A 24,625-nucleotide genomic window follows, 5' to 3' on the forward strand; every position below is an offset into this window, starting at 1 on the left:
TGGTGCTCCCGGCCCCCCCCCTGCACCCACACCGTGGCGCCCGGCCGGGAGCACCACGCGCGCGCGGCGTAGCTCCGCTCCGTACGGGGCCTACGCTGGTCGCATGAGTACGTTGCGTGGACGAGGCACGGTCCAGGGCCTTCCGGAGTGGGACCGCTGCGCGGTCATGGGTGTCGTGAACGTGACCCCGGACTCCTTCTCCGACGGAGGCCGCTGGTTCGACACCACGGCCGCGGTCAAACACGGCCTCGACCTGGTGGCCCAGGGCGCCGACCTGATCGACGTGGGCGGCGAGTCGACCCGCCCCGGCGCCAGCCGGGTGGACGCCTCGGAGGAGCTGCGGCGCGTGGTCCCGGTGGTTCAGGGCCTGGCCTCCGAAGGGGTCACGGTCTCCGTGGACACCATGCGGGCCCGGGTCGCCGAGCAGGCGGTCGCGGCCGGAGCGGCCCTGGTCAACGACGTGAGCGGCGGCCTCGCCGACCCCGACATGGTCCGGGTCGTCGCCGCGGCCGGCACCCCGTTCGTCGTGATGCACTGGCGCGGCTTCAGCGAGTCCATGAACAGCCGGGCGGTGTACGGGGACGTCGTCGCCGAGGTCGCCCGGGAGCTGCGCGAACGCATGGACGCCGTGGTCACCGGCGGCATCGCCCCGGAACGGATCGTGATCGACCCCGGGCTCGGCTTCGCCAAGGACGCCGCCCACGACCTCTCCCTGGTCGCCCACCTCGACGAGCTGCGCGCCCTGGGCCGCCCGCTGCTGGTCGCCGCCTCCCGCAAGCGCTTCCTCGGCCACGTGCTGGCCGGCGACGGCGCCGCCCCGCCGCCGGCCCGCGAACGCGACGCCGCCACCGCGGCGATCTCCGCGCTCTCCGCCCACGCCGGCGCCTGGGCCGTCCGGGTCCACGAGGTACGGGCCACGGCCGACGCCGTGCGGGTCGCCCGCGCCGTCGAGGGAGCCGCGTGAGCGGGCCCCGCGACGAGCACGCGGAGGCGGCCGCCGACATCGCGGCCGTCGAGCAGGCCAACACCGCCTTCTACGAGGCGATGGAGCGCGGCGACTTCGAGGAGCTCTCCGGGCTCTGGCTGCCGGGCGAGGACCTCACCGTCTCCTGCGTACACCCGGGCTGGCCGGTGCTGACCGGCCGCGGCGAGGTGCTGCGCAGCTACGCGCTGATCATGGCGAACACCGAGTACATCCAGTTCTTCCTGACCGACGTCGGGATCTCGATGACCGGCGACACGGCCCTGGTGACCTGCACGGAGAACATCCTCAGCGGCGGCCCCGCGGAGGACGGCAACGCGCTCGGACCGCTGGTCGGCCAACTCGTCGTGGCCACCAATGTGTTCCGGCGCACACCCGACGGCTGGAAGCTCTGGTCCCATCACGGCTCACCCGTACTGACCGAAACCGGTGAGGAAGAGGACGAAGAGACCCCCTCCTGACCTGCCTGTCGGACAGCCGGGCCCCGAAAGGGGTTGGAACGGGGCAGTGGGGGTATACGCGGCTACCAGTCCCGTGGGGCCGTGTCCGTGGCCCCCGCGGGCGAGCACTGTCGGTGCTCGCAGGTAGATTCGAAAGAGAGCACCTCGCCGTCCGCACGCGGCCCCGTGTCTCTACGACCAACGACAGCAGGAGTGATTCACGTGGATCGTGTCGCGCTGCGCGGCCTCAAGGCCCGTGGGCACCATGGCGTCTTCCCCAAGGAACGGGAAGAGGGCCAGACCTTCATCGTGGACCTGGTGCTCGGCCTGGACACCCGCCCCGCGGCAGCCGCCGACGACCTGACGAAGACCGTGCACTACGGCGTGGTCGCGGAGGAGGTCGTCGAAGTGGTTCAGGGCGACCCGGTGGACCTGATCGAAACGCTCGCGGAGCGCATCGCCCAGCAGTGCCTCAAGCACGAAGGAGTCGAGGAGGTGGAGGTCGTGGTGCACAAGCCGGACGCGCCGATCACCGTCCCCTTCGACGATGTGACCATCACCATCACCCGGAGCCGAGTATGACTGCGTTTTCCACCGAAGGGCAGAGCGACCCGACCGTCCAGCCGGTGCCCGCCTCCGTGGTCGAGCAGGTGGACGCGGCAGACGTCACCCTCTCCAACCCCAAGCGCGCCGTGATCTCCCTGGGCTCCAACCTCGGCAACCGCCTGGAGACCCTCCAGGGCGCCATCGACGCCCTGGAGGACACCCCCGGCCTGCGGGTCAAGGCGGTCTCCCCGGTGTACGAGACGGAGCCCTGGGGCGTCGCCCCCGGCTCCCAGCCCTCGTACTTCAACGCGGTGATCGTCGTGAAGACGACGCTTCCCCCGTCCTCCCTGCTGGAGCGCGGCCAGGCCATCGAGGAGGCCTTCGACCGGGTCCGCGAGGAGCGCTGGGGCCCGCGCACCATCGACGTCGACATCGTGGCGTACGCGGACGTCGTCTCCGACGACCCGGTGCTCACCCTCCCCCACCCCAGGGCCCGTGAGCGGGCCTTCGTCCTCGCCCCGTGGCACGACGTCGACCCCGAGGCCCAGCTGCCCGGCGCCGGCCCCGTCGCGGAGCTGCTGGCCGGAGTCGGCCGCGACGGCGTGCTGCCCCGCGCCGATCTGGAACTCCGCCTGCCCGAGTAGTCGTTAGTCTCAGTCGTTAGGCTCGACGGAAACGGATCACCGGCGGCGAAGGGCGGATCACTCGGTGAAGCAACTCAGGCTCGGGGTACTGGCCGGCCTCTTCGCCGCTGCCGGGGTGCTCTCCTGGGGCGGTGCCCGCCTCTGGGACTCGCTGGGCAGCCTGCCGAGCGTCCCCCTCGCCGCTCCGATCGTGCTCGCGGTGATCGCCGTCATCCTGCTGGCGACGGCACTCTCGATCCGTTCCCGGCTGCGCGCCCAGCGCGAGCGCCGGCCGGGAGCCAAGGGCATCGAGCCACTGATGGCGGCACGCGCGGTCGTCTTCGGCCAGGCCAGCGCCCTGGTCGTCTCCCTGGTCTCCGGAATGTACGGCGGCACCGGCGTCTTCCTGCTCGGCTCCCTCGACATCCCGGCCCGCCGCGACCAGGCGATCTACGCGGGCTTCGCCGTGCTGGCAGGCATCGCGGTGGTCGCCGCGGCCCTCTGGCTGGAACGCATCTGCAGGCTCCCGGACGACGAGGACAACGACCGGAGCTCGGCGGCCGCGTAGGGCCCCCGAGCTCCTGCGGTGCGACTGCGCCCCGGTGGTCCGGTCAGCGCGCCATGATCAGGCTCATGGCCTCGGCACGCGTCGCCGGGTCGCGGAGCTGGCCGCGCACCGCCGAGGTCAGCGTCTTCGCCCCAGGCTTGCGGATACCGCGCATCGACATGCACATGTGCTCGCACTCGACGACGACGATGACCCCGCGCGGCTCCAGGATCTCCATCAGGGACTCGGCGACCTGCGTGGTGAGGCGCTCCTGGACCTGCGGACGCCGGGCGTAGACATCGACCAGCCGGGCCAGCTTGGAAAGACCGGTGATCTTGCCGCTGGTCGCCGGGATGTACCCGACGTGCGCGACGCCCCTGAACGGCACCAGATGGTGTTCACAGGTACTGAAGACCTCGATGTCCTTGACCAGCACCATCTCGTCGTGGCCGAGGTCGAACGTGGTCGTCAGGACGTCCTCGGGCTGCTGGTGGAGGCCCGCGAATATCTCCTTGTACGCCCGCGCCACCCGGCCCGGCGTCTCGCGCAGTCCCTCGCGGTCCGGGTCCTCGCCCACCGCGATGAGGAGTTCGCGTACGGCGGCCTCGGCCCTCTTCTCGTCGAACTCGCCGATCGAACCCTGGCCGTCCAGCGTCACCGGGTCGGTCATCTGTGCCTCGTTCCTCTGAGCTGTCACGCGCCATGCCTCCGCACGGACGTACGAAAAAGCCGCGCCCCCACAGGCTAGAACCTGTGGGGGCGCGGCTTCCATTCCGGGCCCGGTGCGATCCCCGTGAAAGGGGCCACACCGGGGAACGGGATCAGCTCTCGGGCCGGTCCTCCGGGACGACCTCGGTGGCCGGGACGGTGTCCGTGGGGACGGCCGAACCGTTCGCCGTGGTGGCGCCGTTGGTGAGGGCGAGCTCCTTCGGCGAGAGCACCGGCGGACGCGTCGAAGGCGTACGCCGGGCCGAGCCGGTCCACGCCGGACGGGCCGGGCGCTTCACGATCGGGGCGAAGATCTCGGCGATCTCCTCCTTGCCGAGCGTCTCCTTCTCAAGGAGCTGGAGCACCAGGTTGTCCAGGACGTCGCGGTTCTCGACGAGGATCTCCCACGCGTCGTTGTGGGCGGTCTCGATGAGCTTCTTGACCTCCTCGTCGACGAGGGCCGCGACCTCTTCCGAGTAGTCGCGCTGGTGGCCCATCTCCCGGCCCACGAAGGGCTCGGTGTTGTCGCCGCCGAACTTGATCGCGCCGAGCCGCTCCGTCATGCCGTACTGCGTGACCATCGCGCGGGCCGTTGCGGTGGCCTTCTCGATGTCGTTGGCGGCGCCGGTGGTCGGGTCGTGGAAGACCAGCTCCTCGGCCGCGCGCCCGCCCAGCATGTAGGCCAGCTGGTCGAGCATCTCGTTGCGCGTCGTGGAGTACTTGTCCTCCTCCGGGAGCACCATCGTGTAACCGAGGGCGCGGCCGCGGGAGAGGATCGTGATCTTGTGGACCGGGTCCGCCTGGGGGGAAGCCGCCGCGACCAGGGCGTGTCCGCCCTCGTGGTACGCGGTGATCTTCTTCTCCTTCTCGGACATGATCCGGGTCCGCTTCTGCGGGCCCGCCACGACGCGGTCGATGGCCTCGTCGAGCATCTTGTTGTCGATCAGCTTCAGATCGGCGCGCGCCGTGAGGAGCGCCGCTTCGTTCAGCACGTTCGACAGGTCGGCACCGGTGAAGCCGGGCGTACGGCGGGCGACGGCGCCGAGATCGACGTCCTTCGCGACCGGCTTGCCCTTCTGGTGCACCTTGAGGATCTCCAGGCGGCCCTGCATGTCCGGCCGGTCGACCGCGATCTGCCGGTCGAAACGGCCCGGGCGCAGCAGCGCCGGGTCGAGGATGTCCGGCCGGTTCGTGGCGGCGATCAGGATGACGCCGCCCTTCACGTCGAAGCCGTCCATCTCGACGAGCAGCTGGTTCAGCGTCTGCTCGCGCTCGTCGTGCCCGCCGCCCATTCCGGCACCGCGGTGCCGGCCGACGGCGTCGATCTCGTCGACGAAGACGATCGCCGGGGCGTTCGCCTTGGCCTGCTCGAAGAGGTCACGGACGCGGCTGGCGCCGACACCGACGAACATCTCGACGAAGTCGGAACCGGAGATCGAGTAGAACGGGACGCCCGCCTCGCCGGCGACGGCGCGTGCGAGCAGGGTCTTGCCCGTACCGGGAGGCCCGTACAGCAGGACGCCCTTGGGGATCTTGGCGCCGACGGCCTGGAACTTCGCCGGCTCCTGGAGGAACTCCTTGATCTCCTGGAGCTCCTCGACGGCCTCGTCCGACCCCGCCACATCGGCGAACGTCGTCTTCGGGGTGTCCTTGGTGATCAGCTTGGCCTTGGACTTCCCGAACTGCATGACCCGGGAGCCGCCGCCCTGCATCTGATTCATCAGGAACAGGAAGACGACCACGATCAGGACGAACGGCAGCAGCGAGAGGAGGATCGAGATGAACGGGGACTGCTTGGACGGCGAGACCGTGTAGCCCTCGTCGATCTTGCCGCTCTCGAACTTCTGCTGCAGCGTGTCCGCGAGCTGGACACCCTGGTTGCCGATGTAGCTCGCCTGGAACTTGGTGCCGGACTCGCCCGAGAGCTTCTGGCCCTTCTTCAACTCGATCTTGATGATCTGATCGTCACCGGTGGTCAGCTTGGCCTGCGCCACCTGGTCCTTGCTGATCGCCTGGATCACCTTGCCGGTGTCCACCGATTTGTAGCCGCCCGACGAGCCGACGACTGTCATCAACACGACCACGGCGAGGACGGCCAGCACGATCCACATGACCGGCCCACGGAAGTATCGCTTCACGTCCATCCATACGGGGCGAAGCCGCCCCGTCCCTCCTGCCCGTAGGTAAATGCTGCTGTGAGAAAAGACTGTTCTTCGGACGGTACCCCAGCATTGTCACCCGCGACTGCCGGGGACGTCTGTCAAAACCCGCCTTCGGAGGCTCAACGGCGGGAGCCCCGTGAAAGGTTCCCGCCGTCGGTTCCGGTCGGTCCGGGCACCGCCGGTGCCGGGCGAAGGGCTCCGTGCGGAGGTCAGCCCCCGTAGACGTGCGGGGCGAGCGTGCCGACGAAGGGGAGGTTGCGGTACTTCTCGGCGTAGTCGAGGCCGTAACCGACGACGAATTCGTTGGGGATGTCGAAACCGACCCACTTGCAGTCGAGCGCGACCTTGGCCGCGTCCGGCTTGCGCAGCAGGGTGCAGATCTCCAGGGACACGGGCTCCCGCGAGCCGAGGTTCGACATCAGCCACGACAGGGTCAGCCCCGAGTCGATGATGTCCTCGACGATCAGGACGTGCTTGCCCTTGATGTCGGTGTCCAGGTCCTTGAGGATCCGGACCACTCCGGAGGACTGGGTGCCGGCGCCGTACGACGAGACGGCCATCCAGTCCATGGTGACGGGGGTGGACAGCGCGCGCGCCAGGTCCGCCATCACCATCACTGCGCCCTTGAGGACGCCGACGATGAGCAGGTCCTTGCCCGCGTACTCCGCGTCGATCTTCGCGGCCAGCTCGACGAGCTTCGCGTCGATCTCTTCCTTGGTGAGGAGCACCGACTGAAGGTCGGTGCCCATGTCCTTCTCGTTCACCCGCGTCTCTTTCTCTGCCTGCCGGGTCCGGGGTGTTGCCCCCGCACCTGCGCGGCCGCTCGCCTGCGTGTCGGCCGTCTGTGCTTCAGCTCTGCCGAATGACCAGTCTGCCACCCTGCCGCATGGCTTCGACCCGACCGGGCAGGTTGATGGCCCGCTGGCCGCGCCAGCCGGTGATCAGACGGTCGACTTCCTCGATGTGCCGGGCGAAGAGCGAACCGGCCGGGGAACCGGCCTCCATGGCGGCCCGGCGCAGGACCCGGCGGCGTACGGCGGGCGGCAGCGCGTACAGCTTGGCGCACTCCAGGCGGCCCGCGTCGTCCCGCGCGGCGCGGTCGGCCTGGGCGGCCCAGGTGTCCAGCGCGTCGGCGTCGTCGCGGGAGAGCTGCGCGGTGCGGGCGAGGGCCTCGACGACCCCTTTGCCCAGCGCCTTCTCCAGGGCGGGCAGGCCCTCGTGGCGCAGCCGGGAGCGGGTGTAGGCGGGGTCGATGTTGTGCGGGTCGTCCCAGACGGGCAGCGACTGGACGAGGCAGGCCTTGCGGGCGGTCTGCCGGTCGAGCTGGAGGAAGGGCCGGCGGTAGCGGCCGGCCGGTCCGGACGCGGCGGCCATGCCGGAGAGCGAGCGGATGCCGGAGCCGCGGGCGAGGCCGAGCAGCACCGTCTCCGCCTGGTCGTCGCGGGTGTGCCCGAGCAGGACGGCGGCGGCGCCGTGCCGCTCGGCCGCCGCGTCCAGGGCGGCGTAGCGGGCGTCCCGGGCCGCGGCCTCGGGGCCGCCGTCGTGGCCGACCCGCACGGCGACGGACTCGACCGGGTCGAGGTGCATCGCGGTGAGGCGGTCCACGACCTCGGCGGCCCGGGTGTCGGAGCCGTCCTGGAGGCCGTGGTCGACGGTGATCCCGCCGGCCCGGACGGAGAGCTTGGGGGCCTCGAAGGCGAGGGCGGAGGCGAGGGCCATGGAGTCGGCGCCGCCGGAGCAGGCCACCAGCACCAGCGGGGTGTCGGGGCGTTCGGGGAGTGCGGCGCGCTGCCTGCCCGCACCGGCTTCGGCGAGCTCGGGGTGCGGGGTGCGCCGGGTGAGGTCGGCGCTTCGGGTGTGATCGGTGAGTACGTCGTGGAGTACGCGGCGGACCGCCAGGCGTATCGCCGCGACCGCAGGATGGGGACCCATGTCCGGTGCCCTTCGTGGAGTTCGGTGAGGTGCCCTCGAAGTGGCGGACCGGAGATCTGCCGTCACTCAGAGTGCGTCGATGGTGACAGAGGCAAGCCGTCCATCGAGCATTGCACGCCTTCCCATGCCCCTACGGTCCCTCGGATGGGTGATTACCGGCGCGTTCTCATCCTGTCGTCCGCCGTCGGAGCGGCCATGATCACGACTCTGCCTTACGGTGCACCCTCGCGATCCAGTCGGCAGGCCTGGCGATCTCCGCCTTGGTGGGCAGGGTGTTCGGCGAGGTCCAGACGCGGTTGAAGCCGTCCATGCCGACCTCGTCGACCACGGCGCGGACGAACCGTTCGCCGTCGCGGTACTGGCGCAGTTTGGCGTCGAGGCCGAGGAGCTTGCGCAGCGCCTGGTCGAGCCGGCCCGCGCCGCGTGCCCTGCGTTGCTGGAACTTCTCCCGGATCTCTCCGACGGAGGAGACCACCTCGGGGCCGACGCCGTCCATCACGTAGTCGGCGTGGCCTTCGAGCAGGGACATCACGGCGGTGAGCCGGCCGAGGATCTCGCGCTGGGCGGGCGTCTGGACGAGTTCGACCAGGCTGCGGCCGCCGTCCTCGCCCTCCTCGCCCTCGGGGCGCCCCCCGGCGAGGGACTGAGCGGCCTCGCGGAGCCGTTCCAGCACGGTCATCGGGTCGACGTCGGTCTCTTCGAGGAATGTCTGGATCTCGCCCTGCAGATGGTCGCGGAGCCAGGGCACCGCGGTGAACTGGGTGCGGTGGGTCTCCTCGTGGAGCGCGACCCAGAGCCGGAAGTCGTGCGGGTCGACCTCCAGTTCGCGTTCGACGTGCACGATGTTCGGGGCGACGAGCAGCAGCCGGCCGCCGCCGTCGGCCGAGGCGGGGAGCTCGCGGGTGGCCGGGGCGAACGTCTCGTACTGGCCGAGCACCCGGGAGGCCAGGAACGACAGCAGCATCCCGACCTCGACGCCGGTGACCTTGCCGCCGACCGCGCCGAGCACGGCGCCGCCGGGGCCGCCCGCGCGCCGGTCCTGCATCTTCCCGAGCAGTGGGCGCAGCAGTTCACGGAAGCCCGCGACATTGGCCTTGATCCAGCCGGCCCGGTCCACGACCAGGACCGGGGTGTCCTCCGGTTCGGTCCCCTCCGGGATCATCCGGGTGAAGGAACGGACGTGCTCCTCCGCGGCCTTGGCATGCCGGCGCAGCTCCGCGACGACCTCGCGGGCCTCCTCGCGGCTGATCTCCGGCCCCGGCCGCACAAGTCGGGTCGCGGTCGCGACCGCGAGATTCCAGTCGACCATCTCGGCACCACCGATGCTCGTCATGCGTCAACCGTACGTGCTCGGGTCCGTCCGCGGTGCGGTGTTGACCGCTCAGCCGGTACGGGAGGCGAGCGTGGTGGCGAGGGTGTCGAGCGCGGTCTGGGCCTCGGACGGGGAGGTCGTGCCGGATGCCAGGAAGGCGAAGGCGAGCAGCCTGCCCTGCCGGTCGACGACTGTTCCCGCGAGGGTGTTCACGCCGGTGAGGGTGCCGGTCTTGGCGCGGATCAGGCCGGTGCCCCCGGACTTCCCGGTGAAGCGGTCGCTGAGCGTGCCGCTGAAACCGGCCACCGGGAGGCCGGTGAGGACCGGGCGCAGTTCGGGGTGGTCCGGGTCGGCCGCTCGGGCGAGGAGGCCCGCCAGCAGTCCGGCGGTGACCTTGTCCTTGCGGTCGAGTCCGCTGCCGTCGGCGAAGTCCGCTCCGGTCAGCGGCAGGTGGAGCTTCCTGAGCTGTGCGGTGACGGCGCGTCGGCCGCCCGCGAAGTCGGCCGGTTCGCCGGCGGCGAGCGCGGTCTGCCTGGCGAGTGCCTCGGCGATGTCGTTGTCGCTGTTGGTCAGGGCCCGTTCGACCAGGGCGGAGAGCGGTACGGAGCGGTGTTCGGCGACCTTGCGGGAACCGCTGGCCGGGCGGCCGGGCTTCGGCTCCGCCGAGGTGTCGATCCCGGCGTCGCGGAGGAGCTGCGCGAAGGTACGGGCGGTGTCCCCGGCCGGGTCGCCGCTGCGCGGGGCGGGTCCGCTGGTGGTGTCGTCGAGCCTGCCCTCGTCGGTCATCAGGGCGCTGACGGGTGCGATGTTCTCGTTGGGGCCGATCGGGTGCCGGGACGGGCCGGAGTAGCGGGTGGTGTCGTAGCCGAGGCGGGCCTTCTCGACTCCGTGGTCCTTCAGCGCGCGGGCGGTGTCGGTGGCCAGCCCGCGCAGGGCGGCCCGGTCGAGGACGGGGTCGCCGCCGCCGACCAGGGTGAGGTGGCGGAAGTCGGGGGACGCCCGGACGGTGGTGGCGATGCGGTGGTCGGGGCCGAGGGCGGTCAGGGCGGCGACCGCGGTGGCGATCTTGACGGTGGAGGCGGGTGTCATGGGTGTGCCGGCGCCCTGGCCGTACAGCCGCTCGCCGCTGGCGGTGTCGATGACGACGGCGGCGTGCCGCTCGCCCAGCGCGGGGTCCTTCAGCAGGGGGCCGAGGGCGTCGCGGAGGGCGGCGGCTGCGCTGTTCGAAGTGGTGCGGCTGTCCGGGGCGGAATTGTCGGCGGCGGCGGAGAGGGCGGCCAGGACGGCCGGGGCGCTGGGTGCGGGCTCCGGTCCGAACGGGGCGGCGGATTCGTGATGTGCGCCACCTGTGCCGCTCCGGGCGGCGGCCCAGTCCCTCTCGGCCTTACGCTGACCCGAGTCCCATGGGCCGGCGGCAAGGACGACGCCGGCTGCGAGCGCCAGGCCCAGGCCGGCGGAGACGGCGGTGAACTGCCGGTCGTTCAGTCCCCTCGACCTGATCATGCCGGCCCGACGGGCGAGCCTGCTCAGCTTGTCCAGCGGGTTGACCGACGGTCTTTTCACCGGCTCGTCCACCGTTGACCAGCCCCTTTCGCGAGCACACATCTGCGTGGGGGACACTTAATCACCAGTCGTATGTGTTGATCATGGAGGAGCCACCCGTGGAGTTCGACGTCACCATCGAGATCCCGAAGGGTTCGCGGAACAAGTACGAGGTGGACCACGAGACCGGTCGGATCCGCCTGGACCGTCGACTCTTCACCTCGACCAGCTACCCGGCGGACTACGGCTTCGTCGAGAACACCCTCGGCGAGGACGGCGACCCGCTGGACGCGCTGGTCATCCTGGACGAGCCGACCTTCCCCGGCTGCCTCATCAAGTGCCGTGCCATCGGCATGTTCCGGATGACGGACGAGGCCGGCGGCGACGACAAGCTGCTGTGCGTGCCGGCCTCCGACCCCCGGGTGGAGCACCTGCGCGACATCCACCACGTGTCGGAGTTCGACCGCCTGGAGATCCAGCATTTCTTCGAGGTCTACAAGGACCTGGAGCCCGGCAAGTCCGTCGAGGGCGCCGACTGGGTCGGCCGCGCCGAGGCCGAGGCCGAGATCGAGGCCTCCTACAAGCGTCTTGAGGCGCAGGGCGGCGCGCACTGACCCCAGGGTCGCGGCCGGTTTCCGGCCGAGGTACGTGACACGGTTCCGTTTGCGGTTCCGTGCCGGAGCGGGCGGTACTCCTTCTGTGGAGTGCCGCCCGTTCCGCGTGTCCTGACCCGGGTCCGTGTGCCGCCCTCCTGGCGTCCGTGCCCCCTCCCGTGGCCATACTGGGCACAGGTGCGGCCGACGGTGCGCAGTCGAGGAGGAGCGAGGTCGAGTGGTGGCGGAGCAGGGCGGTCCGGAGGACCAGAAGCCCCAGTCCGACGAGGCGCGCAGTGCCTTCGTCCCGCCGGCCGGGGTGGACCGGCGCGCGTCCGCGCCCGACGACGACCACCCGACCTCGGAGTTCGCCGTTCCGTCCGGTCTGGCGGCCGAGTCCCAGGGGCCGGGAACGGGTTCCGCTTCGGGTTCCGCTTCGGGGCCGGGCCCGGGTTCGGGTTCGGACACGATCGGTTCGGCCTTCGCCCCGCCGAGCACCTACAGCGCCCAGCACTCGCCGCCCGCCTTCACCCCGGCCCACGGCAGCCCGATGATCCGGCTGACCAAGGAGGCCCCCTGGCAGGACCGGATGCGCACGATGCTGCGGATGCCGGTGGCCGAGCGCCCTGTGTCCGAGCCGGTGCAGAAGGCCGACGAGGCGGGGCCCGCGGTGCCGCGCGTGCTCGACCTGACGCTGCGTATCGGGGAGTTGCTGCTGGCGGGCGGCGAGGGTGCCGAGGACGTCGAGGCGGCCATGTTCGCGGTGACCCGCAGCTACGGCCTGGACCGCAGCGAGCCCACGGTCACCTTCACCCTGCTGTCGATCTCGCACCAGCCGTCGCTGGTCGACGACCCGGTGACGGCGAGCCGTACCGTACGCCGGCGCGGCACCGACTACACCCGGCTGGCGGCCGTCTTCCGGCTGATCGACGACATCACCTCCGAGGAGGTCGAGGTCTCGCTGGAGGAGGCCTACCGGCGGCTGGCGGAGATCCGGCGCAACCGTCACCCGTACTCCGGCTGGGCGCTGACGCTGGCCGGCGGCGGCCTCGCGGGAGCGGCGTCGGTGCTGGTCGGCGGTGGTCCGCTGGTGTTCGTGGTGGCGGCGGTCGGCGCGATGCTCGGCGACCGGCTGGCCTGGCTCTTCGCGGGCCGGGGGCTGCCGGAGTTCTACCAGTTCGTGGTGGCGGCGATGCCGCCCGCCGCGATGGGTGTGGCGCTGACCCTCACCCACTGGTCGGACGTGCGGCCGTCGGCGGTGATCACCGGTGGGCTGTTCGCGCTGCTGCCGGGGCGGGCGCTGGTGGCGGGGGTGCAGGACGGGCTGACCGGCTACTACATCACCGCGGCGGCTCGGCTGCTGGAAGTGATGTACCTGTTCATCGGCATCGTCGTCGGTGTGCTGCTGGTGCTGTACCTGGGGCTCCAGCTGGGCGCCCAGCTGAACCCCGAGGCAAGATTCGTCCCGCACGACCGGCCGGTGGTGCAGATCCTGGCGTCGATGGCGCTCTGTCTCGCCTTCGCGATCCTGCTCCAGCAGGACCGGTCCACGGTGCTGGCGGTGACCCTCAACGGCGGTGTGGCCTGGGTGATCTACGGGGCGATGGCCCGTACCGGCAATATCTCGCCGGTGGCGGCGACGGCGACGGCGGCCGGTCTGGTGGGTCTGTTCGGGCAGCTGTTCTCGCGCTACCGGTACACCTCGTCGCTGCCGTTCATCACGGCGGCGATCGGTCCGCTGCTGCCCGGTTCGGCCACGTACTTCGGTCTGCTGGCCGTGGCGCAGGGGAGGGTGAACACCGGGCTCGCCTCGCTGTCGACGGCGGTAGCCACGGCCCTGGCCATCGCGATCGGGGTGAACCTGGGGAGCGAGATCTCCCGGCTGTTCATGCGGGTGCCGGGTGCGGTCGGCGGGGCCAACCGCCGCGCGGCCAAGCGGACGCGCGGCTTCTGAGGCCCGGCGGGCGGGACGTACGTCAGCGCTTGGCGTGCCGGCCGCGCTGGCCCGGGGACGGGCTGCCCCCGGCGGACGGGCCCTGGCCCTCGCCGCCGCCGGACGCCGCTTCCTTCTTCGACTTGGAGCGGGCCCGCAGGAACTCGATCCCGATCGGCACCACCGAGATGAGCACGATCAGGATGAGCATCGCCTCGATGTTCTCGTGGACGAAGTCGATCTTGCCGAGGGCCGAGCCGAGCAGCGTGACACCGACGCCCCAGAGCACTCCGCCGATGATGTTGAACACGATGAACGAGCGGTAGTTCATCCGGCTCACACCGGCGATGATCGGGGTGAACGTGCGCACCACGGGCACGAAGCGGGCCAGGATCAGCGACTTCGGGCCGTACTTCTCGAAGAACTCGTGTGCCTTCTCGACGTTCTCCTGCTTGAAGAGGCGGGAGTCCGGGCGGTTGAAGAGCGAGGGGCCGACCTTGCGGCCGAAGAGATAGCCCACCTGGTCACCGATGATCGCCGCCAGCGCCACCAGGAGGCAGACCAGCCAGAGCGGGGCCTTCAGCTGGTTCGTGGTCACCAGCAGGCCCGTGGTGAACAGGAGCGAGTCGCCGGGGAGGAAGAAGCCGATCAGCAGTCCGGACTCGGCGAACACGATGAGGAGTACGCCGGGAAGTCCGAAGGTGTTGATCAGATAGTCCGGGTCCAGCCAGCTCGGGCCGAGCGCAAGCGTATTCAAGGGTCCGGGGCTCCTGGATCGTTCGATGGCGGCTGCGTGGCCGCCCAAAGCTATCAACGCAGGATGACGCCCCTGGGTTCCAGTGGCCCGCTCGGGGATGCACACCGGGGCAACCGGGACAAAGCTGTCTCCAGGAGGTGCCACACGATGGGCATTGAGGATTACGGCGGCGGGCAGACGGACCGGTCGGACGTCCTGGTCGTCACGACGAACGACGTGCCGGGCTTCCAGGTGACGCGGGTGATCGGGGAGGTGTTCGGCCTCACGGTCCGCTCCCGCCACCTGGGCAGCCAGATCGGTGCCGGACTGAAGTCCATGATCGGCGGCGAGCTGAAGGGCCTGACCAAGACCCTGGTCCAGACCCGCAACCAGGCGATGGAACGGCTCGTCGAGCAGGCGAAGGCGCGGGGCGCCAACGCGGTGCTGATGATGCGCTTCGACGTGACCGAGGCGGCCGACGTGGGCACGGAGGTGTGCGCGTACGGAACGGCGGTCGTGATCAGCAGGAGCTGAGCGGGCGGGGCCACGGGGGCGGGGCGGTCGTCGTCCGGCCGCCGCCGCCCCCGTGGCGGTCACCCCAGGCGCCGCGCGTTGGCCTCGATCGCGTCGCGCAGGTGCTCGGCCAGGCCCGGCCGCATCGAGTCGTAGAACGCGCGGAACCGCTCGTCGGACACGTACATCCCGCCGAGCCCCAGGTGCATCTCGGCGGAGCACTCGTAGAACCACTTGCCGATGTGCAGCCGGTGGGCCTCGGCCAGGTCCATCGCCCGCTCACCGGTGGCCGGCTCCCCGGCCTCCATCAGCGCGGTGTAGGCGGCGCTCCACTCGGCGACCTCCGCCTGCATCCGCTTCCAGTCGTCCTTGGTGTACCCGGCGGCCCGGCGCTGCGACTCGGCGTAGGCGTCAGTGCCGCCCCAGCGGGCTTCGGCCTCCTCGGCGTGCTCCTCGGGGTCCTTGCCCCCGAAGACCTCGAACTTCTCCTCGGGCGTGAGGTTGATGCCCATCTTCCGTGCCTCCATTGCTGTCTCGACGGCGTCGGCCATCCTTCTCAGTTCGGCGATCCGGTCGCAGAGCAGTCGGTGCTGGCGCCGCAGATGTTCCTGCGGGTCCGCTCCCGGATCGTCGAGCAGTACCGCGATCTCGTCGAGCGGGAAGCCGAGTTCCCGGTAGAACAGGATCTGCTGGAGCCGGTCGAGATCGCCGTCGTCGTAGCGGCGGTGCCCGGCCCGGCTGCGCCCGCTGGGCGAGAGCAGTCCGATGCCGTCGTAGTGGTGCAGCGTGCGCACCGTGACTCCGGCGAATCCGGCGACCTGTCCCACGGGGTACTCCACGGCTGTCCCGCTCCCTTCTGCGATCGGGTACGTCCTGAGCCTCGGTCCTGACGTGACGTGAGGTGCAAGCCCGAATCGGCACCACCCTCGGTGCCATTTGATGGGTTATGTTCCTTTTACGCCGTTATGGTGAGCCGGTGGCCACCGAATCCTCCGCTCTCACCGGATCCGCCCCCGAGCCCACCCCCGTACGGCGGCTGCTGCCCGTCATCGTGCCCGCACTGGCCGTCGGGGTTCTCTCCGCCCTCGTCCTGCTCGGCATCAGCCTGCTCGCGGAGAGGCTTCAGGACGTGCTCTGGGAGACGCTCCCCGACGCGCTCTCCGTCGGCCGCCACTCCGTGCTCTGGACGGTCGTCATGCTCACCGCGAGCGGGCTGGCGGTCGGGCTGCTCGTCCGGGCGGTGCCCGGTCACGCGGGCCCCGATCCGGCGACCACCGGGCTGGTCGATCCGCCGCTGCCGCCGGGGGTGGTCCCGGGGCTGCTGCTGGTCACGGTCCTGACCCTGGCGGGCGGGGTCAGCCTCGGTCCGGAGAATCCGATCACGGCTGCCAACATCGCGCTGGCCTGCCTGCTCGGCCGCCGCTTCCGGCCCGGCACACCGGCGGCGCTCTGGCTCTCGCTCGCCGCGGCCGGCACCATCGGGGCGCTCTTCGGCACCCCGGTCGCCGCCGCGCTGATCCTCTCCGAGATCCTCGCCTCCCGCGCCGAACCGGGCGCGCTCTGGGACCGCCTCTTCGGCCCGCTCGCGGCGGGCACCGCGGGCGCGCTCACCATGACCCTGCTGGCCCGTCCGAGCTTCGACCTGTCGCTGCCGCCCTACACCCGAACGAACTGGGACGACCTGCTCTCCTCCGTCGTCGTCGCGCTCGCCGGGGCGGTGCTCGGCCTGCTGGCGGTGTACGCCTTCCCGTACGCGCACCGGTGCTTCCGGGCCCTGCGGCACCCGGTCCTGGCGCTGACCGCCGGCGGGCTGCTGCTCGGCCTGCTGGGCGCGCTGGGCGGCCGTCTCACCCTGTTCAAGGGGCTCGACGAGGTGAAGGAGCTGGCCGCCGACCCGAGCGGGTGGCCGGCCGGGCAGTTCGCGGTCATGGCCGTGGTGAAGACGGCCGCGCTGGTGATCGCGGCGAGCTGCGGTTTCCGGGGCGGGCGGATCTTCCCCGCCGTCTTCGTGGGCGTCGCGCTGGGGCTCTGCGCCCACGCCCTGGTCGCCTCGGTGCCGGTGGCACTGGCGGTGACCTGCGGGGTACTGGGGGTGCTGCTGGCCATCACCCGGCAGGGCTGGCTCAGCCTGTTCACCGCGGCGGTGCTGGTGGGCGACGCGGCGGTACTGCCGCTGCTGTGCGTCGCCTCGCTGCCCGTGTGGCTGCTGGTGACCGGGCGGCCGCAGATGCAGCTGCACGAGGACGGTACGCCGCTGAAGTGAGCCGGGTGCCGCCGAAGCGAGCCGGAGTGCCGTCCGACGCGCCGGATGCCCGGCCCTTCCGTATCGTCGCAACCGTATGGATTCGTCCTGATTCATTCCGTCAGGTCCGTCGGAGGTTCGCGCCATGCCCACGCCCGTCAACGTCGCCGTCATCTACTACTCGTCGACCGGTACCGTCGCCACGATCGCCAAGGCCGTCGCGCAGTACGCCGAGAAGGCCGGCGCCGAGGTGCGGCTGCGCAAGGCCCGCGAGCTGGCCCCGCAGGCGGCCATCGACTCCAATCCGGCCTGGGCGGCCAACGCGAAGGCCACCGCCGACATCGCCGAGGCCACCGCCGACGACATGATCTGGGCGGACGCCGTGATCCTCGGATCGCCGACCCGGTTCGGCAACGTCACCGCCCAGCTCAAGCAGTTCCTCGACACCCTCGGCGGCCTCTGGCAGGCGGGCCGCCTCGCGGACAAGGTCTACAGCGGCTTCACCTCCACCAGCACCGCGCACGGCGGCCAGGAATCCACGCTGCTCGCGCTCTACAACACGATCCACCACTTCGGCGGCATCCTGGTCGCCCCCGGCTACACGGACCCGTCGAAGTTCGCCGACGGCAATCCGTACGGCACCTCGCACGTCGCCGGCCAGGGCGACATCCCGGTCGGCGAGCAGACCCTGACCGCCGCCCGGGTCCAGGCCGAGCGGGTCGTGAAGTTCACCCGGGCCATCAAGGACGGCCTGGCCGCCGAGCACTGAAGGGCTGTCCCGATGCCTCTCCACAAGGGCTCGTCCCAGAGCACCGAACCCTCCGACCCCCGCCGCCGGCTCGCCCTCAACCCCTTCTACGGGGAGGCCGACCCGGCCGCGGGCATGGAGTCGGCGCCGCCCCGGCACCGGCTGCCCGACGGGCCGATGCCGCCGTCGACCGCGTACGGCCTGGTCCATGACGAGCTGATGCTCGACGGCAACTCACGGCTCAACCTCGCCACCTTCGTCACCACCTGGATGGAGCCCCAGGCCGGGATCCTGATGGGCGAGTGCCGCGACAAGAACATGATCGACAAGGACGAGTACCCGCGCACCGCCGAGCTGGAGCGGCGTTGTGTGGCGATGCTCGCCGACCTCTGGAACGCCCCCGATCCCTCGGCCGTCGTGGGCTGTTCGACGACCGGTTCCAGCGAGGCCTGCATGCTCGCCGGAATGGCGCTGAAGCGCCGCTGGGCGGCCAGGAACGCCGACCGCTATCCCGCGTCCGCCCGGCCGAACCTGGTCATGGGCATCAATGTGCAGGTCTGCTGGGACAAGTTCTGCAACTTCTGGGAGGTCGAGCCGAGGCTGGTCCCGATGGAGGGCGACCGCTTCCATCTCGACCCGCAGGCCGCGGCCGATCTCTGCGACGAGAACACCATCGGTGTCGTCGGCATCCTCGGCTCCACCTTCGACGGCTCCTACGAGCCGATCGCGGAGCTGTGCGCGGCACTGGACGCCCTCCAGGAACGCACCGGGCTGGACATCCCCGTCCACGTGGACGGGGCCTCCGGGGCGATGGTGGCGCCGTTCCTGGACGAGGACCTGTCCTGGGACTTCCGCCAGCCGAGGGTGTCCTCCATCAACACCTCCGGGCACAAGTACGGCCTGGTCTACCCGGGCGTCGGCTGGGTGCTGTGGCGTTCGCCCGCCGAACTGCCCGAGGAGCTGGTGTTCCGGGTCAACTACCTGGGCGGCGACATGCCGACCTTCGCGCTGAACTTCTCCCGGCCGGGCGCGCAGGTGGTGGCGCAGTACTACACCTTCCTGCGGCTGGGCCGGGAGGGCTACCGGGCCGTCCAGCAGGCGTCCCGGGACGTGGCCTGCGGGCTCGCGAAACGGATCGGGGCGATCGGCGACTTCCGGCTGCTCACCCGGGGCGACCAGCTGCCCGTCCTCGCGCTGACGACCGCACCGGACGTGACGGCCTTCGACGTCTTCGACGTGTCACGGCGGCTGCGGGAACAGGGCTGGCGCGTACCGGCGTACACCTTCCCGGCCAACCGGCAGGACCTGGCGGTGCTGCGGGTGGTGTGCCGCAACGGCTTCTCCTCGGACCTCGCCGAACTGCTGCTGGAGGACCTGGACCTGATCCTTCCCGATCTGCGCCGCCAGGCGCACCCGTTGAGCCACGACCGGGAGACGGCCACCTCGTTCCACCACTGAGGCGCCGGCTGGCCGATCGGGCTCAGCGCCCCGTCGCGTAGGGGTTCTCCTGCCCCTCGGCGAGCACTCCGACGAAGGGTTCGCCCTCCCCCGCGAAGGTGTACGCCCCGCCCTCGATGCGGGCGATCAGCCCGCGCGTCCACTCGGCCCCGGCGTCCGCCGAGTGGACCCACATGTTCATGATCTCGCCGATGTGGCCGATCGACTCGGGCCCGTCCTGAGGCGTGTAGTACTCCGTGACCGTGGCCCGCCAGGCCGCGAGACCGGCGACCCGCTCCTTGAGCAGCGCGACCGCCTCGGCCCGCTCCAGGTCGACGATCCCGCCGAGCGCCGCCGACAGCACGTCCGGCTTCTGGTCGTACGAGGTCAGCGCCGCGCGCAGCAGCCTGAAGTACTCCTCGTCGCCCCGCCCGGTGATCTCGTACTCGGTACGGGGCGGGCCGCCCGCCGTGCTCGGGGCGGTCTCGTGCGCGAGCAGCAGCCCCTGCTTAGCCATCTGCTTCAGTGCGTGATAGACCGACCCGGGCTTGGCATTGGACCACTCGTGCGCGCCCCAGTACTCCAGGTCGTTGCGGACCTGATAGCCGTGCGCCCGGCCGTGCTGGCGCACGGCGCAGAGGACCAGCAGCCGGATCGCGGACATCTCACGCACCTCTTCTACTCAACTTTGATTAGAGTAGCCCTTCGCCTCGGCGATCAGCTCGAACGCGGTCCGGCCGTCCAGGGACTCCCGGATGATGTCGGCGTGCCCGGCGTGCCGGGCGATCTCCTCGACGAGATGGGCCAGCAGCCACCGCATCGAGCACCGCTCCCCCTTCGGGAACCAGGGGGCCTCGGGCAGCGGGAAGGTGTCGCTCATGTCGGGCACCGAGCGGATGAACTTCTCGGTCTCGGCCGCGATGCCGTCCCAGAACTCCAGCATCTGCGCCACGGTCTCGTCGCCGACGAGCCGGAAGCTGTCCGCCCAGGTCTCCTCGACGCGGGCGCCCTCGTTCGGCTGCTGCTGAGCCATCCGCAACCAGTTCAGCTCGGTCTCGGCCACGTGCTTCAGCAGCCCGGAGAGGGAGAGCCGGCTGACACTGGGGCGGCTCGCCGCCTGCTCCTCCGTCAGTCCGATCAGGGAGCGCCGGATCGCCCCGCGCTGGGCCTCGACGAAGGAGAGGAGCATGCCGCGCTCGTCGCCGGGGGTTTCCGAGGGAACGTGAGTGACCATGATGACCGCCTCGATGTCTTGTGCCGGTTCTGCCTGACACCGAACAAGCTACGGCCCGATGCGGTCAGCTTCTGTCCTCGATGACGAGGAGGCACGGAAATCAGAAGGGAAAGGCGGTCCGGCCGTGCTGGACCGAGATCCACCGCTGGGTGGTGAAGGCCTCGACGGTCGCCTCGCCGTTCAGCCGGCCGAGGCCGGAGGACTTCTCCCCGCCGAACGCCACCAGCGGATCATCCTGCACGGTCGAGTCGTTGACGTGGAACATCCCGCTGGCGATCCGCCGCGCGAACCGCACCCCGCGTTCGGTGCTGCCGGTGTGCACCGCGCCGCTCAGCCCGTACGGGGTGTCGTTGGCGATCCGTACGGCCTCGTCCTCGCCGTCGAACGTCATCAGCAGCGCCACCGGGCCGAATATCTCCTGGGACAGCAGCGGTGAGCCGTCGGGGAGCCCGGTGAGCACGGTCGGCTCCACGAGGTTGCCGCGGGTCCGGCCCCGGACGAGCGCGGTGGCCCCCTCGGCGATCGCCTGGTCGACCAGCGCGGTCAGCGCGTCGGCCTGGAAGGTGCTGATGACCGGGCCGATCCGGGTCTCCGGATCGCGCGGGTCACCGGTCTTCAGCGCGGCCACCGCGGCGGTGAACCCCTCGGTGAACTCCTGCTCGACACGGCGGTCCACCAGGATCCGGTTGGCGGCCATGCAGACCTGCCCCTGGTAGACGAAGCGGCTGTGCACGGCGGCCTCGACCGCGTAGTCGATGTCCGCGTCCTCCAGCACCACCAGGGCACTGTTGCCGCTGAGTTCGAGGATCGTCCGCTTGAAGTGCCCGGCCGCGACCGCGCCGACATGGCGGCCGACCCGGTCCGAGCCGGCGAACGAGATCACCCGGGGCACGGGATGCTCGATGAACGCGTCGCCGATCTCGGCGACATCGGTGATCACGACGTTGAGGAGCCCGGCGGGCAGTCCGGCGTCCTCGAAGATCTTCGCGATCAGGGTGCCGCCGGATATCGGGGCGTTCTGGTTGGGCTTGACGACGACCGCGTTGCCGAGCGCGAGGGCCGGTGCGACGGACTTCATCGCCACCAGGAACGGGAAGTTGAACGGGGTGATCACACCGATGACGCCGACGGGCAGCCGGTAGAGACGGTTCTCCTTGCCGTCCGCCAGGGCGGGCAGCAGACTGCCGGGCGGGCGCAGCGCCCGACGGATCGCGTCACGCAGGAATTCCTCGGCGACCCGGACCTCGTACTCCGCCTTGACCCGGGTGCCGCCGAGTTCGTCGATGATCGCTTCGACGATGTCGTCGCGCAGTTCCCCGGTGATGCGCAGGGCACGTTCCAGGATTTCGCGGCGCTCGTACGCTCCGGTGGTGGCCCAGGAGCGCTGGGCGCGTTCCGCGGCGCGGTAGGCCAGGTCGACCTCCTGCACGGTGGCAATGGTGATCGCGGCGAGTTTCTCCCCGTCGAAGGGATTGAAATCGATGATGTCCCACGAGCCGGTTCCGGTCCGCCACTCACCGTCGATGTATTGGTCGGCCAGCTCGTAGAAGAAGGACATGCAGATCCCTTGACTCAGGTGCAACTCCCGTCGAACCGCCATCGTACTGACGAATCAGGTGAGTTGGAGTAGACCACGGAGCAGATCGCGGCTCTCCTCGGGCCCCGGGCTGTCCTCGTGGAGCCGCACCATGGCCTTTTCGTACTGAGCGACATCTTCGGCCTTGTCCAGATAGAGCGCACTTGTCAGCTGCTCCAAATAGACAATGTCCGACAGATCGGATTCCGGGAATCGCAGCATCGTAAAAGAACCGCTCTCGCCGGCATGCCCGCCGAAACTGAAGGGCATGACCTGGAGAGTGATGTTGGGCTGTTCCGACATTTCGATCAGATGCCGCAATTGCCCGCGCATCACTTCGCGGTCGCCGTACGGCCGACGCAGCGCCGCCTCGTCCAGTACGGCGTGGAGATGGGGGGCACGTTCGGAGACGAGGGCCTTCTGACGTTCCAGCCGCAGCGCCACCCGGCGGTCGATCTCGACGGCGGGCGCGGCGCCCATGCCCCGGGCGACGACCGCGTGCGCGTACGCCTCGGTCTGCAACAGCCCGTGGACGAACTGGACTTCGTACACCCGGATGAGCGATGCCGCTCCCTCCAGTCCGACGTATGTCTGGAACCAGCCGGGCAGCACATCGCCGTAACTGTGCCACCAGCCCGCCACATTGGCCTCCCGGGCCAGGCCGAGCAGGGCATCGCGCTCCGCCTCGTCCGTGACTCCGTAGAGCGTGAGCAGATCCTCGACGTCCCTGGCCTTGAAGCTCACCCGTCCCAACTCCATGCGGCTGATCTTCGATTCGGAGGCCCGGATCGAGTAGCCGGCCGCCTCACGGGTGATACCGCGCGAGTCGCGCAGCCGCCTGAGCTGCGAGCCCAGCAGGATGCGCCGCACCACAGATCCACTCGACTCGCCTGCCGTCACTGGCCCGGTCCTCCCCATCGCTTCCCTGGCATCGGGGCTCCCCCCTGAACCCCAAGTGCCGGATTCTGCCACCAAAACGCTTCAGCCCGTACTCATTCGATTACGGAAATGAGAAGCCTTCCAGAAAGCTGTGAGAATACGCGCAGGAAGAAATGACCAAGAACCGGCACGGGTTCGGACAGGTCAGGCGCGTGCACGTGCATCTGCCCTTGCATCTGCCCTGCGCATTGGGAACCATGGGGCTCGCGCACCTGCGTGCTCGTTCGTGTTGTGCCGCTGTACCCCCCGCAGTTCTGATACAGCCGCGAATCCCGGGAGTGCCTCGCATGGGGACGAATGGATCGACGATGCTCGCGCCGTTACGGCAGGGGCTTCCCCCCATCGATCCCTCAGGCGTCTCCGGATCGGCCACCTGCACACTGCCCGCCCGCTACGAAGCCGTGGGCGGGGCAAGGCGGTTCACCCGGACGACGCTGACCGGATGGGGGCTCGCCGACCGGTTCGACGACGTCGCACTGGTGGTCTCCGAACTCGTCACCAACGCCCTGCGGCACGCCCTGCCCTCGGACAACGCCGGACCGGAGTCCCAGGACCCCCCGGTACGGCTGCATCTGATGCGCTGGAGTTCGCGGCTGGTGTGTGCGGTGCGCGACCCCAGCCAGGAGAGCCCGATCGCCTCCGAGGCACCGGACTGCGCGGAATCCGGCCGCGGCCTCTTCCTCGTGGAGTCCTTCAGCGACTCGTGGGGCTGGCATCCCTCGCCGGTGGCCGAGGGCCCGAACGCGCCGGCGTCGTCGCGCGGCAAGGTGGTCTGGGCGCTGTTCCGGCTCACCGACGGCATCTGATCCGCCCGGCCGCGACGAGCGGCCGGCGGTCCGGGCCGGACACCGGCCCGCGGGGAGCGCTCAGCCGCCCGCTATGAGGTGGTCGAACTCCCCGTCCTTCACACCGAGCAGCAGTGCCTCTATCTCGGCCGGCGTATAGACCAGCGCCGGCCCGTCGGGGTGGCGCGAATTCCGCATCGCCACATCTCCGTCGGGCAGTTTCGCGAACTCCACGCAGGAACCCTGGGAGTTGCTGTGTCTGCTCTTCTGCCAGACGACTCCGCGAAGCTCTGTGGCCGCCATGCCGTTGTACACGTGGTGCACAGGACGCTCCCCGAGTTGCAAGGTGCAAGTGTCAACTGTCTCGGATCATAGCTCTGTTCAAATTTCCCTGCATGCGCAGATGCATGCGCGGATGCACGTGCACGCGGGGTGTTCTCGCGATTACAGCTTTACTCCGTATGTACAGACGCACCGGACGCCGTTTCGGCTGCGTCTACCCCGGGTCGGGCTCTCCATCCCGCCGCGACCCGCTGATAACTTGGCCCGGTCTTTCGTCAACAAGGGGGAATTACAGATGCACAGGCTCATACGGACCGGCGTGGTGATCGCTGCCGGAATCCTCTCCGCCGCGGCACTGACCGGCTGCGGCAGCGACGGCGAGAAGAGCGGCACACCGAGCGGATCCACCGCCTCGGACCAGCCCGGCGGATCGTCCGGCGAGTCGTCCGGCGACGACAACGGGTCCGCGACGAACGCGGCGGCGCTGGAAGGCGGTTGGGCCGGGAGGACCGGTGGCAAGGCGGTCGTCCTGTCGGTGTCGTCGGGCAAGGCCGCGCTCGTCACCGAACAGCGCGCCTGCACGGGCACCGTGCAGGGCACGGGCAAGGTGACGCTCACGCTGAAGTGTGTCGACGGCGGCGACGACCGCACCGCGGGGACCGTCGAGTCCAACGACGGAAAGACCGTCGTGGTCTCCTGGGCCGGCGGGATCGAGGACACCCTGGCCAAGACCGACCCGGGCGCCCTGCCGTCCGGTCTGCCGGACCTGGCCGACCTGCCGACCACGGCTCCCTGACGCCCGGCGCCCGGTCC

General features: G+C 70.4%; 26 protein-coding genes. 13 read left to right on the forward strand and 13 right to left on the reverse strand.

Annotated elements, in window-relative coordinates:
* The first annotated feature begins 103 nt into the window (after nt 1–103).
* The 5 genes from folP (at nt 104) to AADR41_RS28630 (ending at nt 3,159) form a co-directional block, all read left to right on the forward strand.
* Nucleotides 104–964 carry a dihydropteroate synthase gene (folP, locus tag AADR41_RS28610; RefSeq protein ID WP_446751119.1) on the forward strand — a complete coding sequence of 287 codons (861 nt, stop codon included), beginning with the start codon at nt 104–106 and terminating at the stop codon, nt 962–964.
* Complete coding sequence (locus tag AADR41_RS28615) at nt 961–1,443, forward strand: nuclear transport factor 2 family protein (protein ID WP_342284293.1); 483 nt, start codon at nt 961–963, stop codon at nt 1,441–1,443. Before folP ends, AADR41_RS28615 begins: the two co-directional genes overlap by 4 nt.
* Nucleotides 1,444–1,644: 201 nt before the next feature.
* On the forward strand, nt 1,645–2,004 hold the full coding sequence (gene folB, locus AADR41_RS28620; RefSeq protein ID WP_266915086.1) for a dihydroneopterin aldolase: 360 nt from the start codon (nt 1,645–1,647) through the stop codon (nt 2,002–2,004).
* Nucleotides 2,001–2,612 carry a 2-amino-4-hydroxy-6-hydroxymethyldihydropteridine diphosphokinase gene (gene folK, locus AADR41_RS28625; protein ID WP_124719496.1) on the forward strand — a complete coding sequence of 204 codons (612 nt, stop codon included), beginning with the start codon at nt 2,001–2,003 and terminating at the stop codon, nt 2,610–2,612. The genes folB and folK overlap by 4 nt, the downstream gene beginning before the upstream one ends.
* Nucleotides 2,613–2,676: 64 nt before the next feature.
* Nucleotides 2,677–3,159: a DUF3180 domain-containing protein gene (locus tag AADR41_RS28630; RefSeq protein ID WP_342284294.1), complete on the forward strand. Its 483-nt coding sequence runs from the start codon at nt 2,677–2,679 to the stop codon at nt 3,157–3,159.
* Between the two features lie 43 nt (nt 3,160–3,202).
* On the opposite strand, the gene folE is transcribed toward AADR41_RS28630, so the two are convergent.
* The 6 genes from folE to dacB all read right to left on the reverse strand — a co-directional run bounded on the left by folE (nt 3,203) and on the right by dacB (nt 10,827).
* Nucleotides 3,203–3,808, reverse strand: a complete 606-nt coding sequence (gene folE, locus AADR41_RS28635) for a GTP cyclohydrolase I FolE (RefSeq protein WP_342284316.1) — start codon at nt 3,806–3,808, stop codon at nt 3,203–3,205.
* A 151-nt stretch (nt 3,809–3,959) separates the two neighbouring features.
* Nucleotides 3,960–5,990 (reverse strand): ATP-dependent zinc metalloprotease FtsH, encoded by a 2,031-nt coding sequence (gene ftsH, locus AADR41_RS28640; protein WP_342284295.1) that lies wholly within the window; start codon nt 5,988–5,990, stop codon nt 3,960–3,962.
* Nucleotides 5,991–6,217: 227 nt separating this feature from the next.
* Nucleotides 6,218–6,757: a hypoxanthine phosphoribosyltransferase gene (gene hpt, locus AADR41_RS28645; protein ID WP_342284317.1), complete on the reverse strand. Its 540-nt coding sequence runs from the start codon at nt 6,755–6,757 to the stop codon at nt 6,218–6,220.
* A gap of 100 nt (nt 6,758–6,857) precedes the next feature.
* On the reverse strand, nt 6,858–7,940 hold the full coding sequence (tilS, locus tag AADR41_RS28650; protein ID WP_342284296.1) for a tRNA lysidine(34) synthetase TilS: 1,083 nt from the start codon (nt 7,938–7,940) through the stop codon (nt 6,858–6,860).
* Nucleotides 7,941–8,139: 199 nt separating this feature from the next.
* Complete coding sequence (locus tag AADR41_RS28655; protein WP_342284297.1) at nt 8,140–9,273, reverse strand: zinc-dependent metalloprotease; 1,134 nt, start codon at nt 9,271–9,273, stop codon at nt 8,140–8,142.
* A 48-nt stretch (nt 9,274–9,321) separates the two neighbouring features.
* Entirely contained in the window at nt 9,322–10,827 is a 1,506-nt protein-coding gene (dacB, locus tag AADR41_RS28660) for a D-alanyl-D-alanine carboxypeptidase/D-alanyl-D-alanine endopeptidase (protein ID WP_446751120.1), read from the reverse strand.
* A gap of 86 nt (nt 10,828–10,913) precedes the next feature.
* Between dacB and AADR41_RS28665 the strand changes: the two genes are divergently transcribed.
* A complete protein-coding gene (locus AADR41_RS28665; protein WP_003968257.1) occupies nt 10,914–11,408 on the forward strand; it encodes an inorganic diphosphatase in 495 nt (164 codons plus the stop codon).
* Between the two features lie 217 nt (nt 11,409–11,625).
* The gene (locus tag AADR41_RS28670; protein WP_342284298.1) at nt 11,626–13,341 is read left to right on the forward strand and encodes a threonine/serine ThrE exporter family protein; all 1,716 of its coding nucleotides are present in this window, start codon (nt 11,626–11,628) and stop codon (nt 13,339–13,341) included.
* 22 nt (nt 13,342–13,363) lie between these two features.
* Here AADR41_RS28670 and AADR41_RS28675 read toward each other — a convergent pair whose 3' ends face one another.
* Nucleotides 13,364–14,077 carry a DedA family protein gene (locus AADR41_RS28675; RefSeq protein WP_342284299.1) on the reverse strand — a complete coding sequence of 238 codons (714 nt, stop codon included), beginning with the start codon at nt 14,075–14,077 and terminating at the stop codon, nt 13,364–13,366.
* A gap of 147 nt (nt 14,078–14,224) precedes the next feature.
* Between AADR41_RS28675 and AADR41_RS28680 the strand changes: the two genes are divergently transcribed.
* Nucleotides 14,225–14,590 carry a YbjQ family protein gene (locus tag AADR41_RS28680; RefSeq protein WP_342284300.1) on the forward strand — a complete coding sequence of 122 codons (366 nt, stop codon included), beginning with the start codon at nt 14,225–14,227 and terminating at the stop codon, nt 14,588–14,590.
* A gap of 59 nt (nt 14,591–14,649) precedes the next feature.
* Here the strand turns inward: AADR41_RS28680 and AADR41_RS28685 are convergent, their stop codons facing one another.
* Nucleotides 14,650–15,408 (reverse strand): MerR family transcriptional regulator, encoded by a 759-nt coding sequence (locus AADR41_RS28685; RefSeq protein WP_342284301.1) that lies wholly within the window; start codon nt 15,406–15,408, stop codon nt 14,650–14,652.
* Between the two features lie 107 nt (nt 15,409–15,515).
* Between AADR41_RS28685 and AADR41_RS28690 the strand changes: the two genes are divergently transcribed.
* From AADR41_RS28690 to AADR41_RS28700, 3 genes are all read left to right on the forward strand, one after another.
* Complete coding sequence (locus tag AADR41_RS28690) at nt 15,516–16,832, forward strand: ion channel protein (protein ID WP_446751121.1); 1,317 nt, start codon at nt 15,516–15,518, stop codon at nt 16,830–16,832.
* 124 nt (nt 16,833–16,956) lie between these two features.
* The gene (gene wrbA, locus AADR41_RS28695; protein WP_342284303.1) at nt 16,957–17,580 is read left to right on the forward strand and encodes an NAD(P)H:quinone oxidoreductase; all 624 of its coding nucleotides are present in this window, start codon (nt 16,957–16,959) and stop codon (nt 17,578–17,580) included.
* Nucleotides 17,581–17,592: 12 nt separating this feature from the next.
* On the forward strand, nt 17,593–19,017 hold the full coding sequence (locus AADR41_RS28700; RefSeq protein WP_342284304.1) for a glutamate decarboxylase: 1,425 nt from the start codon (nt 17,593–17,595) through the stop codon (nt 19,015–19,017).
* Between the two features lie 22 nt (nt 19,018–19,039).
* Here the strand turns inward: AADR41_RS28700 and AADR41_RS28705 are convergent, their stop codons facing one another.
* The 4 genes from AADR41_RS28705 to AADR41_RS28720 all read right to left on the reverse strand — a co-directional run bounded on the left by AADR41_RS28705 (nt 19,040) and on the right by AADR41_RS28720 (nt 22,724).
* Nucleotides 19,040–19,660: a PadR family transcriptional regulator gene (locus AADR41_RS28705; RefSeq protein ID WP_342284305.1), complete on the reverse strand. Its 621-nt coding sequence runs from the start codon at nt 19,658–19,660 to the stop codon at nt 19,040–19,042.
* An 18-nt stretch (nt 19,661–19,678) separates the two neighbouring features.
* Nucleotides 19,679–20,230 carry a DinB family protein gene (locus AADR41_RS28710; RefSeq protein WP_342284306.1) on the reverse strand — a complete coding sequence of 184 codons (552 nt, stop codon included), beginning with the start codon at nt 20,228–20,230 and terminating at the stop codon, nt 19,679–19,681.
* Between the two features lie 100 nt (nt 20,231–20,330).
* Entirely contained in the window at nt 20,331–21,788 is a 1,458-nt protein-coding gene (locus AADR41_RS28715; protein WP_342284307.1) for an aldehyde dehydrogenase family protein, read from the reverse strand.
* 54 nt (nt 21,789–21,842) lie between these two features.
* A complete protein-coding gene (locus AADR41_RS28720) occupies nt 21,843–22,724 on the reverse strand; it encodes a helix-turn-helix domain-containing protein (protein ID WP_342284308.1) in 882 nt (293 codons plus the stop codon).
* Nucleotides 22,725–23,032: 308 nt separating this feature from the next.
* On the opposite strand from AADR41_RS28720, the gene AADR41_RS28725 reads away from it, so the two are divergent.
* A complete protein-coding gene (locus AADR41_RS28725) occupies nt 23,033–23,551 on the forward strand; it encodes an ATP-binding protein (RefSeq protein WP_342284309.1) in 519 nt (172 codons plus the stop codon).
* A 60-nt stretch (nt 23,552–23,611) separates the two neighbouring features.
* Here AADR41_RS28725 and AADR41_RS28730 read toward each other — a convergent pair whose 3' ends face one another.
* The gene (locus AADR41_RS28730) at nt 23,612–23,854 is read right to left on the reverse strand and encodes a DUF397 domain-containing protein (protein ID WP_037690973.1); all 243 of its coding nucleotides are present in this window, start codon (nt 23,852–23,854) and stop codon (nt 23,612–23,614) included.
* Between the two features lie 253 nt (nt 23,855–24,107).
* On the opposite strand from AADR41_RS28730, the gene AADR41_RS28735 reads away from it, so the two are divergent.
* Nucleotides 24,108–24,608, forward strand: a complete 501-nt coding sequence (locus AADR41_RS28735; protein WP_342284310.1) for a hypothetical protein — start codon at nt 24,108–24,110, stop codon at nt 24,606–24,608.
* The last annotated feature ends 17 nt before the right edge of the window (nt 24,609–24,625 follow it).

It is taken from the genome of Streptomyces sp. CLV115 (assembly GCF_038448545.1).
GTDB classification, from domain to species: domain Bacteria; phylum Actinomycetota; class Actinomycetes; order Streptomycetales; family Streptomycetaceae; genus Streptomyces; species Streptomyces sanglieri.